Genomic DNA, 11,288 nt, shown 5'->3' with positions numbered 1-11,288 from the left:
TCCTTCAAGCCACTGGAGGTATGCCTTGAGTCAAAGCACAGCAGGCACGAGCTCGGAACAACCGGCCGTCCATGACTCATCGCGGCGGCTGGTGGCCATCCTGAGTGTCAGCGCCGTGGTTGCCTGGTCCCTGGTGCTGCTGCTGGCAACCACCCTGAAGGTCGAGGGACCGCCCCATACGTTTGCGCTGATCGTGCATATCCTGGCCATGGTCCTGGCGTTCGGCGCCATCATGCTCGTGGACTGGCACGGCTTCCTGTGGCTGCTGGGCCGCCGTGAACTTTCCGAGACAATCCGGCTGGACGGTGCCGCCACCCCGCTGATCTGGATTGGCATCGCGGCGATGCTCACCACCGGGGCGTTCCTGTACCCGGACCTGGGCAATCCCCTGACGGTGGTCAAGCTCGTGGCCGTCCTTGTGCTGATCCTCAACGGCATCATGCTGCTGCCCCTCATGCGCCGGCTCGTGGTGATGCCGCCCACCACGTCGTTCGCGGGACTCACGGTGGGCCACCGGATACACATGCTGAGCTGCCTGGTCATCTCCCAAGTGAGCTGGTGGGCGGCCATCATCATCGGGTTCGTCAATGCCGAATTCTGATGGCCGAATTCTGATGGCCCGCTCCAGAACTAGCGCACCAGGCCCTTGAAGACGTTCTTGGGACGCTGCATTTCGCCGTGCTTGGCGCCGAGGACGATCACCAGGCCGGCGAAGACCGGGATGGCCCACTGCAGGATCTTCAACTGCTGCTGCGCGGAGCGGAGTTCATCGGAGGCGCCAGGCTTGGGCTCGGTGGCTCCTTCAGCACCTTCGCCGGCCAGCTTGTCCACCTTGGCACCCTGAAGCCCGGCGTACAGGCTCACGGCGGCACCGGCAAGGGTGACGACGGACTTGACGACCGTGAGGCGGGCGACGCCGTCCTGCTTGGCCATTCGGCCCTTGTTCTCCCACATGATGGCGAGGCCGGAGAGGAAGTGCGCAGCGAAGGCCGCCGTCTGGACCGGTGCCCACATCTTCCAGCCCAGGCTCGACAGCCGGGTGCGTTCGGCCGGATCCTTGGCTTCCGCGGCCGCCCCGTTCAGCCCAATGGCTCCCATCAGCGAGCCGCCGAACCAGGCGCCCGCCGTCAGGTCGTGAATGGATCGGGCAACGAGATTACCTGCCATGTTGAGCTTCCTATCGTCTGAGTTCGAATCCGGAAATGCCACTGCCGCGAACGGCCGTGACCCGGTTATAGTAAGCACACTTATGAAAAACTTGATACTCCAAGACGGGAAGTCACCCCTGCGTAGACTCGAACCCATGGAATCACCGGGGCCGAACGGCCAGCCCTCGTCCGGCGAAACCGCCGGCGAAGCCACCAAGGAGGCCACCGGCGAGTCCCTTGGTGCGGCCGTTGGCGGCGCCGCCGACGCCGCTGAGGCCGCGTCGGACAGCGCGGTGCTCGACGTCGTCGCCCGTTCCGGTTTTGCCGTCATGGCTCTGCTGCACGTCGTGATCGGCGCGATTGCGGTGGCGCTGGTCTTCGGCGCACCGGGCCAGGCTGAGCCCACCGGAGCCATCGAACAGCTCGCGGCCAACCCGTGGGGCCCGGCGGTCATGTGGGCGGGGTTCATCGCCTGCACCGGGCTCTCGCTGTGGCAGCTGAGCGAGGCGACGCTGCGCGCCAGGCACCTTCCCCGCGGGGAGCGCCTCGGCAAACTCGTGTCCTCCGGCTTCCTCAGCATCGCGTACGGCAGCGTGGGGCTGAGCTTCGCGGGGTTCGCGCTGGGGAACCGGGGCGATTCCGGCGACTCCACGCGGGACTTCAGCACCGTTCTGGTGCACAGCCCCTACGGAGTGCCGGCGCTGGTCGCCCTGGGCCTGACCATCATCGGGATCGGCGTGTACTTCATCGTCAAGGGCGCGGGAAAAAAGTTCAAGGAGGAGCTGGCCCACTTCGAGGGGACCCGCCGGGGCCACCTCATCAGCAGCCTGGGCGTGGCCGGCCACATCGCCAAAGGACTGGCGCTGATCCTGACGGGACTCCTGTTCGTGATCGCCGCGGCCACCAACGATCCGGCGTCGTCCACCGGACTGGACGGCAGCCTCAAGGCCCTGCAGGACCACCCCTTCGGGCCCGCCCTGCTCCTGGCGATCGGTGCCGGCTTCATCGCCTACGGGGCGTTCGCGCTGCTCCGGGCACGCTTCGGACGGATGTAGCCTGCTCCGGGCCGCCTAACCCGCTGCCTTTTGCAGCGGGACGACGTCGCCCTCCTGATAAAGCAGGGCCCGGACCTCGGATTCGGCGGAGTCCAGCCGCTTCGGGTCGATGGTCTCCCCCGCTGCGTAATGGTCCAGGACGCGGGGATCCACATAGCTCTTCCGGGCGATCGACGGCGTGTTGCCGAGGACCTCGGACGCGTCCAGCATCGCGCGGTTCACCGCCCTCTTCCGGGCTGAAACCTTGGGCTGCGGCCCGGTCTGCGCCAGGCTGGCCGCCGCGGCCACCGTGCCCCGAAGGGTCCGGAAGTCCTTGGCCGTGAAGTCCTGGCCGGTGCGCTCCTTGACGTACTGGTTGATGTCCTGGCTGGACACCGGGTGCCAGCTCCGTCCGTCCTTGTAGGCCAGCAGGCGGGCGTTGCCGCCGCGGCGCTTGAGCAGGCGGACGACGGCGGCAAGGTCGGCGTCGTTGATCCGCGATTCCCAGGTCTTGCCGCTCTTGGCGGGGAAGCTGAGCCGGAGCTCGTCCTTGCGCACGCGGACGTGGGCGCAGAGCAGCGTGGCGAGGCCGTGGCTGCCGTTTTCGTTCGTGTAGCGCTCGGAGCCGACGCGCAGCGAGCCGCTGTCCAGCATCCTGAAGGCGGCGGCCAGCACCCGCTCCCGGGTGAGGCCCTCGGAGCGCAGGTCCATGGTGACGAGCCTGCGCGCGGCCGGCAGGGTTTCCGCGAGCTGGAGCGAGCGGTTGAACTTCAGTCGGTCCTTTTTCTCGCGCCAGCCCGGGTGGTAGATGTACTGGCGCCGGCCGACGGCGTCGAGCCCGGTGGCCTGGATGTGCCCGTTGTCGTAGGGCGCAATCCAGACATCCGTCCATGCCGGCGGGATGCCGATGCTTTCCAGCCGCTCCCGCACCGGTCCGGTCGCCAGGGTGGAGCCGTCCAGGTCCTTGTAGCTGAAGCCGGTCCCGGCCGCGACCCGGCGGTAGCCGCGGCCGGACGCGTTGCTGTGGCGGAGCCTCATCCGAGGATTCCTGGTCCATGAGACGGCGGTGCGGCGGTTGTGGCCCGGCTGGTCTTGTCCATGACGGTAAGCCTACTGACTACCGCCCCGGATCGCGCACAAAACACAGCAACGCGGGGTCACCTACGGCCCATAATCCCCTCCGGGACGGGCGGCAGGTGACCCCGCGTTGCTCGTTGACGGGCGCTTAGACCTCCGCGGCCACGCCGCCGCGGGAAATTTCCACCATGTCCTCGCGCGGGACCACCTTGATGCGCTCGCGCTGGATGCCCTCCGCCCGGGCAGTGGCCTTTTCGCCGAGGGACCGTTCGTGCGCGTCGAGGGCAAGCCAGCCTTCCCAGCTGGTGTACTGCACGCCGCGGCTCTCGAGAAGGTCGACGACGGCGCCCGGCGCGGGTGCCGCTGCCAGCGGCAGGTTCCCGAGGTCCTCCAGCAGGTAGGTCACGGTCTCCAGGGCATCGCCCTTGGTGTGGCCGATCAGGCCGACCGGGCCGCGCTTGATCCAGCCCGTGGCGTAGAGGCCCGGCACGTGGGCGCCGGCGGTGTCCAGGACGCGGCCGCCCTCGTTCGGGACAACCCCCTTGCTGTGGTCGAATTCGACCTCGGGGAGGGCGGAGCCGAAGTAGCCGATCGCGCGGTACACGGCCTGGACCGGGTAGTCGACGAATTCGCCGGTGCCGCGGGCGTTCCCGGTGCCGTCCAGCTCCGTGCGCTCGAACTTGATCCCGGCGACGCGGCCGGGGGTCCCGGCGTCGTCATGGACCTCCACCGGGCTGTGCAGGAAGTGCAGGTGCAGGCGGCGGGAGGCCGTGAGCTCGGAGAGGTCCTCGGGCTGTTCGGCGATCCAGTTGGTGAGCGTCCCCACCATGGTCTTGGTCTGGTTGTTGCTCTGGATCTGGCGGTCCGATTCGGCGTCGAACTCGAAATCCTCGGCGTAGAGGATGATGTCCACGTCCTTGGAGTGGGACAGTTCGCGGAGCTCCAGCGGGGTGAACTTCACTTGGGCCGGGCCGCGGCGGCCGAAGACGTGCACGTCCGTGACCGGGGATGCTTTGAGTCCGGCGTAGACGTTGTCTGGGATTTCGGAGACCAGGAGGTCGTCGGCGTGCTTGGAGAGCATCCGGGCGACGTCCAGGGCCACGTTGCCGTTGCCGATCACGGCGATTTCCTTGGCATCCAGGGGCCAGTCGCGGGACACGTCCGGGTGGCCGTCGTACCAGGAGACGAAGTCGGCGCCGCCGTAGGAGCCCTCGAATTCGATGCCCGGGATGTTCAGGTCGGCGTCCTTGATGGCGCCGGTGGCGAAGATGACGGCGTCGTAGTGCGTGCGGAGGTCCTCGAGGGACAGGTCGGTACCGTAGTCGACGTTGCCGAAGAAGCGGATGTCGCCGCGGTCCAGGACCTTGTGCAAGGCGTTGACGATGCCCTTGATGCGCGGGTGGTCCGGGGCCACGCCGTAGCGGATCAGGCCGTAGGGCGCCGGGTAGCGGTCGAAGAGGTCGATGCTCACCGTGAGCTCGCCGCTCTTGACGGCCTCGCTCTTGGTCAGGATGTCCGCGGCGTACACACCGGCGGGTCCGGAGCCGACGACGGCGATGCGCAGCGGGCGGGCGGCAGTTCCTACAGGGGTGTTCGTTGACACGGCTGTGTTCCTTTGTTCTTCTGCATCCGTTGCTCCATAACGGCCGTTTTGGGGCCTGATAACGGCAGTTGTGGAGCAATCGACGGGGTTACGGGGTCAGTACGCGGGTCTTGGTGGAGCGGGGCGTGCGGGGAGCATTCGGGGAGGTGGTGCTGTAGTCCGCGGTCTTGAAGTGCGAAGGCGCGAACGGGCTGACGCGGACCACGTCACCGATCACGATCACGGCGGGGTTCGCGACGCCTGCGGCCTCCGCCTGGTCCGCGATGGTCCCGAGCGTTCCGATGGTCACCCGCTGGTCCGGCAGGTATCCATTCTCTACGATGCCAACAGGCGTGTCCGCTGGCAAACCGGCGCGTCCCAGCGAGGCCGCGGAATCGCGGAGCTGGCCCACGCCCATGAGCAGGATCACGGTGTGGTCGGGCCGGGCCGGGACTTCGGAGAGTTCCTCGTGGCCGGTGACCACGCTGAATCCCTTGGCCAGCCCGCGGTGCGTGACCGGGATGCCGGCGGCGGCCGGGACCGAGATGGCGGAGGTGACGCCGGAGACCACTTCGACCTCGACGCCGTGCTGGCGGCAGAATTCGGCTTCCTCGCCGCCGCGGCCCAGGACATACGGGTCGCCGCCCTTGAGCCGGACCACGCGGTGGCCCTGCAGGGCTTCGTCGACGAGGATGCGGTTGATCTCGGCCTGCGGCACGGGGTGGTGGCCGGGGGTTTTGCCGACCTCGATCACGCGGACGTCGGGTGCCAGTTCGGCCAGGAGTTCGCGGGGGCCGAGGCGGTCCGCGACCACGACGTCGGCCTGGCCCAGGAGCCGCCCGCCGCGGACGGTGATGAGCCCGGAATCGCCGGGACCGCCGCCCACGAGCGCCACGGTGCCTGCCGTTGAATCGGCGCGGCGCCGGCGCAGCGGCAGGTCCCCGGTTTCCAGTGCGGTGGCGACGGCGTCGCGCAGGGCCATGGCGCGGCGCGGGTCTCCCCCGGCGTTCACGGCGATCTTGACGTCGTCCACGACGGCGACGGCGGGAGTCCAGGCGGCGGAGGCTTCGTGGTCGGAGGCGTTGACGCACCAGATGCGCTGCGCCTCGGCGTCGGCCGCGACCTGCGCGTCGACGGCCGGATCGCCGGTGGCGGTCTGCACGAACCAGGCGCCGTCGACGTCGTTGCTGCGGTACTCGCGCGGCTCCCACGAGAGGAGGCCGGCGTCGGCGAGGTCAGTCAGTGCGGGGCAGGCAAGGGGCGCGACGACGGTGACGCGGGCGCCGGCGTCGAGCAGTCCCTTGGCGCGGCGTGCGGCGACCGGGCCGCCGCCGACCACCAGCACGGGGCGGCCGAGGAGGCGCAGCGCCGTGGGGTAAATGTCCTGAATTGCCATGCATCGACGATAGGGCGGCGTCATATGGCGGAACAACGGTGCGGAAACACCCGTTCACGCAGGGTAACGCCACGTCACATAGTTGGGGCCGCGCCGGGGGCGCCGGAGCGCGGCGGTCCGGGGCACTTTGACGGCGCCCGCCACGGCGTCGGGCCTGAACGGCGGCGTGTCCGTGTCAATGCGCCCCCGCCCGGCGGTCGATGGGCGGACAGCGGAAGAGTATGTTGCGGGCTACTTCACCGCGATGAGGTCGACCAGTTTGATGTCGGGATCCTTGGACAGCAGCGCGGGGCCGTGTTCGCCGAGCGCCGCGGGGATGGCCCCGTTGAGGTGCGCCTGCCGGTCCTCCTCGGTGTCAAAGGTATCGAAGATGCCGAAGGTGTAATCGTTGACCCGAAAGGCGTACCACGTCCGGGTTCCGGGCTCCTTGAGGACTATCTCGCGGCCCCCGTTGAGGAAATCCCAGACCTCTTGTTCCTTCCCCAGTTTGGCTTCGACCAGTGCCAGCACTCCATATTTTGGTGCCATGGCTGTCTCCTCAGAATCGGGCTGGTTCGGCCGTACACCGGCCTATAGCCGTGAGTGTAGGCCTGCCCGTGACGCCAGACAACAGCAACGCGGAGTCACCTGGCGCCCATATACCCGGGGGTTATGGGCGGCAGGTGACCCCGCGTTGCTGCTGGACGGCAGATGCCTACCGGGTGCTGCCGGCCAGGAGGCCACGACGGCGGAGCAGCCGCTTTTCGACCGGACCGAACACCAGCAGTTCGATCAGGATGCCGACGGCGAGGATCAGCAGGATCGCGGACATCACGATGGTCATGTCGGACAGGTCGCGGCCCTGGTTCAGCATGGAGCCCAGGCCGAAGCCGATGCTGCCGCCGACGGCGATGATCTCCGCGGCCATCAGCGAGCGCCAGGAGAAGGCCCAGCCCTGCTTAAGCCCGCTCAAGTAGCCCGGCAGGGCGGCGGGAAGGACGATCTGCAGTGCCAGCTGGAGGCGGGAGGCGCCCAGGACCGTCCCGACGCTGCGGTACTGCGGCGGGATCTGGTCCACGCCGGAGATCAGCCCGTTGATGATCGAGGGGATGGCGCCCATGAACACCACGAAGTACACGGTGGCGTCGGTCAGGCCAAACCAGATGATGGCCGCGGGCACCCACGCCACGGAGGGCAGCACCTGAAGCCCCGAGATGAGCGGCCCGAACGCGCGCCGCAGCGGGGCGACCTGGGCAAGCAGGAGCCCGACCGGCGTCGCGATGACCACGCTGATCAGGAAGCCGATGAGCCCGCGCTGCAGCGACGTCCACACCGCTTCCTGCAGCTTGCCCTCGGACCAGAGCTGGCCGAACTGGCCCAGCACGTCGAGCGGGCCGGGGACCAGGTCGCGCCGCTTGATGCCGAGCGAGACGTAGAGCTGCCAGACGACCAGCAGGACCACGACTGCGGCGACCGGCAGCAGGATCCGGCTCCAGTCGATGCGGGCCTTGCGCACGGCGTCGGACTGGAGTGAATCCAGCCCTGACTCGAGCTCGCGAAGGTCGGCCGAGCCGGTGGATGACCGGGTGAGGGCCGCGTGGACCTTGCGGGAGCCGGGGTCTGAGCTCGGGATGAGGGACGTCTCGCCCGGCTCGGCGGCCTGCGCGTAGTGGGACAGGAACTTACTTGGCATGGCGGCGGATCTCCTCGCGAAGCCGGGCGGTGATTTCGCCGGTGAGCTGGCCGGCCAGTCCGGCGTCGGTGCGGTGCTCTTCGCTGACATGCCATTCCCGCACCACGCGGCCGGGCCGGGAGGAGAGCAGCAGCACGCGCTGGCCCAGCCGGACGGCTTCCCGGACGTTGTGGGTGACGAACACGATGGTGCGGCCGGTTTCCTTCCAGATGCGTTCGAGCTCGTCATGGAGCAGGTCGCGGGTGATCGCGTCCAGGGCCGCGAACGGCTCGTCCATCAGGAGCAGCTGCCGGTCCTGGGCCAGGGAGCGGGCCAGGGCAACACGCTGGCGCATCCCGCCGGAGAGCTCGTGCGGGCGCTTGTCACCCGCACCGCCCAGGTGCACCAGGTCCAGCAGTTCGCCCGCCTTGGCCCTCCGCTCGGCCTTCCCGGCGCCGCGCAGCTTCAGGGCCAGCTCGATGTTCTCCCGCGCGGTCAGCCATGGGAACAGCGCCGCGTCCTGGAACATAAAGGCGGCGCCGTCGCTGGGCACCTCGAGAGCCCCCGACGTCGGCGCCTCCAGTCCCGCCATGATGTTCAGCAGGGTGGACTTGCCGCAGCCGGACGCACCGAGCAGGGCGACGAACTCGCCCTGCCCGATGGTGGCGTTGACGTCGTCCAGCACCGGGGCGCCGTCGCCGAAGCGCTTGCCCAGGTTTTCCAGTACGACTGGCATGGTCACGTCCTAACTTCTTTTGGCGGGTACTGCTGGCGGGCAGGAGGCGGGAACTGGCTAGTCCTTGCCCAGTCCCTGCGAGGAGATCTTCGTCCCGGCGGGGCCGTCGCTCAGGACATTGTTCAGGGCTGTGAGGTCGAAGATGCCGTTGATGTCGGCTTTCTGCGTGGTGCCCGCGTCGACGCCGTCCTGCAACAGCTTCTGGTACGTTCCGGCGAGCGGGTCGACGGTGTAGACGATGTTCTTGAGCGAGCGGTCGATCACGTCGGCCGGCAGGGCGGCTCCGGCGGATTCCTTGAGGGCCGCGTTGAGGACAGTGGACTTCTCGGCGGCGGGCGCTGAGTTAAGCCAGTCCACGGATTCCACGTGGCCCTTCAACAGAGCCTTGACCGTGTCCGGGTGCTCGGCGGCGAACTTCTTGTTGACGATCAGGACGGTGGTGATGAATTCGCCCTTGTCCCACAGGTCCTTCTCGTCGACCAGGACCTTGGCTCCGGCCTGGAGCACCAGCCGGGAGGCCCACGGTTCCGGCAGCCATGCGCCGTCGAGCTTTCCGTCCTGGAACAGCTTTAGGGTCTGTGCGTTTTCCGTGGGGTTGATGGCGACGTCGCCGCTGCCGTCAGTGTTGGTCTTGTATCCCTGTTTGCCCAGCCAGGCGCGGAGTGCCACGTCCTGGGTGCCGCCGAGCTGCGGCGTCGCGAGCTTCTTGCCCTTGAGGTCCGCGGGGGTGTTGATTTCGGGCTTGACCACCAGCTGCGCTCCGCCGGAGGCGGCACCCGCGATGATGCTGATCGATTCGCCCTTGCTCTTGACGTAGGAGTTGATGGCCGGGTTCGGACCGATGTAGGTCGCGTCAATGGCGCCGGCGTTGAGGGCTTCGATCGCGGCGGGGCCTGCGTTGAAGACCTGGGTGCTGAGCTTGGTCTCGCCGAGGTTCTTGGCGATCAGGCCCTGGCTCACTCCGACGAGGGCCGGGGCGTGGGTGATGTTGCCGAAATAACCGAGCTTGAGTTCGGCAGCGGGGGTGTTGACAACGGCGGCGGGAGCGGCCATTTCGTTCGCGCGGGACACCGTGGATGCGACGGCGGCGCCGGCTCCGATCAGCAGCACGAGGCCGACGGCCAGGCTGATCTCCAGGGTGCGCTTGCGTTTGGGCTTGGCAGATTCACCGGCGACGATCCGGGTGGTTCCGGCGGTCGGTTTATCGGGATTCTGGCTGTCGGTGTTTCGGGGCGTAGATGACATTGGTGAAGTCCTGTTCTGGGAGAGACGGGTTGGCCGGGCGGGTGGTCAGCGCCGGCGACATCGCCCCCGGAAGGTCCGCGGGAAGCGGCCGGAGAGGCGTTCAGTGGTTGTCATGGATTCACCATAGGGAGTGTCACGAACCCGGTTCAACGGCCTGGAAACCGGGGGTCACGCGGGTTCATGCAGCGTCATATGCGGGCCCGCCAACCGGGCCCCTGCGCGAATCAGTCGCCTTTAACGTTGACGAGCTGCCGGAGCTTGTGCCGGATCGTGACGAGGTCGGCGGAGTCGCGCATGACCTGTTCAATGGGCTTGTAGGCCGCCGGTATTTCGTCGATGAAGGCTTCGCTGGGCCGGAATTCGATGCCCTTCATGGCGGCTTTCAGCTCGGCCAGCGTGAAGAGCTTCTTCGCGGCGTTCCTTGAGTGTTCCCGGCCGGCGCCGTGGGGCGAGGAATTCAGGGACACACGGTTCCCCAGGCCCACAACAACATAGGACGCTGTGCCCATGGAGCCGGGAATCAGCCCGGGGTCCCCCGTTTCGGCCCTGATCGCTCCCTTGCGCGAGACCCAGACGGACTTGCCGTAGTGGTGTTCCTTTGCGGTGAAGTTGTGGTGGCAGTTGATCCGTTCAGTTTCCCTGACAGGGCCGCCGGTCCAGGACTCAAACTGCCGGGCCACCCGGTCCATCATTTCCTCGCGGTTCAGCAGGGCGAAGTGCTGGGCCCAGTGGAGTTCCCTGATGTAGTGGTCGAATTCGGGAGTGCCCTCCTCGAGGTAGGCCAGGTCCGGATGCGGCAGGACGATGTGCCGGCTCCGGGCAACGCTCCGGGCCTCGGCGATGTGCCGCTGCGCGAGCTTGTTACCCACCCCGCGGGAGCCGGAGTGCAGGAACAGCCACACGGCGTCGGTCTCGTCCGCGCACACCTCGATGAAGTGGTTGCCCGAGCCCAGCGATCCCAGCTGCAGCTCCCAGTTCGTGGCGTACTGGCCGGGGTCGAAGCGGGCGTTTGCTGCCATCCGGCGCAACTGGGCAATGCGGGGTGCGGCGGTGTCGCTGATCCTGTGGTTGTTGTGGCCGGCGGACAGCGGAACGGCGTGTTCGATTCCCTCCCGCAGCCGTTTGCGGTCCTTCGGCAAGTCTTGGACGGCATACTGTGTGCGGACGGCGATCATGCCGCAGCCGATGTCGACTCCCACGGCCGCCGGGATGACGGCGTGAAGGGTGGGGATGACGGATCCCACGGTGGCGCCGAGGCCCAGGTGGGCGTCCGGCATCAGTGCCAGGTGGGGGTAGATGATGGGCAGCTGTGCCGTGGCCAGGGCCTGCTCCCGGGTCCTTTCATCGAGGATCGACGCCCAGCTGACCAGCCTGCTGTTGATGACTTCCACGACGCCTCCCAGAACGATGATCGTGTTC

11 protein-coding genes are annotated in these 11,288 nt (G+C 67.9%); 2 read left to right on the top strand and 9 right to left on the bottom strand.

Annotation, left to right across the window (positions count from 1 at the left end):
• The first annotated feature begins 25 nt into the window (after window positions 1-25).
• Window positions 26-601 carry a hypothetical protein gene (locus tag AC1DC5_RS01020; protein ID WP_476863909.1) on the top strand — a complete coding sequence of 192 codons (576 nt, stop codon included), beginning with the start codon at window positions 26-28 and terminating at the stop codon, window positions 599-601.
• A 29-nt stretch (window positions 602-630) separates the two neighbouring features.
• Here the strand turns inward: AC1DC5_RS01020 and AC1DC5_RS01015 are convergent, their stop codons facing one another.
• Window positions 631-1,167, bottom strand: a complete 537-nt coding sequence (locus tag AC1DC5_RS01015) for a hypothetical protein (RefSeq protein ID WP_476863908.1) — start codon at window positions 1,165-1,167, stop codon at window positions 631-633.
• 136 nt (window positions 1,168-1,303) lie between these two features.
• Here AC1DC5_RS01015 and AC1DC5_RS01010 point away from each other — a divergent pair, with 136 nt between their 5' ends.
• A complete protein-coding gene (locus AC1DC5_RS01010) occupies window positions 1,304-2,203 on the top strand; it encodes a DUF1206 domain-containing protein (protein ID WP_476863907.1) in 900 nt (299 codons plus the stop codon).
• A gap of 15 nt (window positions 2,204-2,218) precedes the next feature.
• Here AC1DC5_RS01010 and AC1DC5_RS01005 read toward each other — a convergent pair whose 3' ends face one another.
• The 8 genes from AC1DC5_RS01005 to AC1DC5_RS00970 all read right to left on the bottom strand — a co-directional run bounded on the left by AC1DC5_RS01005 (window position 2,219) and on the right by AC1DC5_RS00970 (window position 11,260).
• Window positions 2,219-3,220 (bottom strand): DNA topoisomerase IB, encoded by a 1,002-nt coding sequence (locus AC1DC5_RS01005; RefSeq protein WP_476863906.1) that lies wholly within the window; start codon window positions 3,218-3,220, stop codon window positions 2,219-2,221.
• A 187-nt stretch (window positions 3,221-3,407) separates the two neighbouring features.
• The gene (locus tag AC1DC5_RS01000) at window positions 3,408-4,862 is read right to left on the bottom strand and encodes an FAD-dependent oxidoreductase (protein ID WP_476863905.1); all 1,455 of its coding nucleotides are present in this window, start codon (window positions 4,860-4,862) and stop codon (window positions 3,408-3,410) included.
• Window positions 4,863-4,950: 88 nt separating this feature from the next.
• Complete coding sequence (gene cobA, locus AC1DC5_RS00995) at window positions 4,951-6,237, bottom strand: uroporphyrinogen-III C-methyltransferase (protein WP_476863904.1); 1,287 nt, start codon at window positions 6,235-6,237, stop codon at window positions 4,951-4,953.
• 231 nt (window positions 6,238-6,468) lie between these two features.
• Window positions 6,469-6,765 (bottom strand): putative quinol monooxygenase, encoded by a 297-nt coding sequence (locus AC1DC5_RS00990; RefSeq protein WP_441406725.1) that lies wholly within the window; start codon window positions 6,763-6,765, stop codon window positions 6,469-6,471.
• A gap of 166 nt (window positions 6,766-6,931) precedes the next feature.
• Entirely contained in the window at window positions 6,932-7,909 is a 978-nt protein-coding gene (locus AC1DC5_RS00985) for an ABC transporter permease (RefSeq protein ID WP_476863903.1), read from the bottom strand.
• Window positions 7,899-8,624 (bottom strand): ABC transporter ATP-binding protein, encoded by a 726-nt coding sequence (locus AC1DC5_RS00980; RefSeq protein ID WP_056426543.1) that lies wholly within the window; start codon window positions 8,622-8,624, stop codon window positions 7,899-7,901. The genes AC1DC5_RS00985 and AC1DC5_RS00980 overlap by 11 nt, the downstream gene beginning before the upstream one ends.
• Window positions 8,625-8,681: 57 nt before the next feature.
• Window positions 8,682-9,869: an ABC transporter substrate-binding protein gene (locus tag AC1DC5_RS00975; protein ID WP_476863902.1), complete on the bottom strand. Its 1,188-nt coding sequence runs from the start codon at window positions 9,867-9,869 to the stop codon at window positions 8,682-8,684.
• Window positions 9,870-10,093: 224 nt separating this feature from the next.
• Window positions 10,094-11,260 (bottom strand): RtcB family protein, encoded by a 1,167-nt coding sequence (locus tag AC1DC5_RS00970; protein ID WP_476863901.1) that lies wholly within the window; start codon window positions 11,258-11,260, stop codon window positions 10,094-10,096.
• Window positions 11,261-11,288: the final 28 nt, after the last annotated feature.

The organism is Arthrobacter sp. 10L424 (assembly GCF_056395325.1).
The sequence above is the reverse complement of the archived record's forward strand: the minus strand, read 5'-3'. Positions and strand labels throughout refer to the sequence as shown.

Bases quoted from the DNA above. Each gene is read 5' to 3' on its own strand.
- cobA (WP_476863904.1), bottom strand. From the start codon at position 6,237: ATGGCAATTCAGGACATTTACCCCACGGCGCTGCGCCTCCTCGGCCGC.
- AC1DC5_RS01010 (WP_476863907.1), top strand. From the start codon at position 1,304: ATGGAATCACCGGGGCCGAACGGCCAGCCCTCGTCCGGCGAAACCGCC.
- AC1DC5_RS01015 (WP_476863908.1), bottom strand. From the start codon at position 1,167: ATGGCAGGTAATCTCGTTGCCCGATCCATTCACGACCTGACGGCGGGC.
- AC1DC5_RS00990 (WP_441406725.1), bottom strand. From the start codon at position 6,765: ATGGCACCAAAATATGGAGTGCTGGCACTGGTCGAAGCCAAACTGGGG.
- AC1DC5_RS00975 (WP_476863902.1), bottom strand. From the start codon at position 9,869: ATGTCATCTACGCCCCGAAACACCGACAGCCAGAATCCCGATAAACCG.
- AC1DC5_RS00980 (WP_056426543.1), bottom strand. From the start codon at position 8,624: ATGCCAGTCGTACTGGAAAACCTGGGCAAGCGCTTCGGCGACGGCGCC.
- AC1DC5_RS01005 (WP_476863906.1), bottom strand. From the start codon at position 3,220: ATGAGGCTCCGCCACAGCAACGCGTCCGGCCGCGGCTACCGCCGGGTC.
- AC1DC5_RS00985 (WP_476863903.1), bottom strand. From the start codon at position 7,909: ATGCCAAGTAAGTTCCTGTCCCACTACGCGCAGGCCGCCGAGCCGGGC.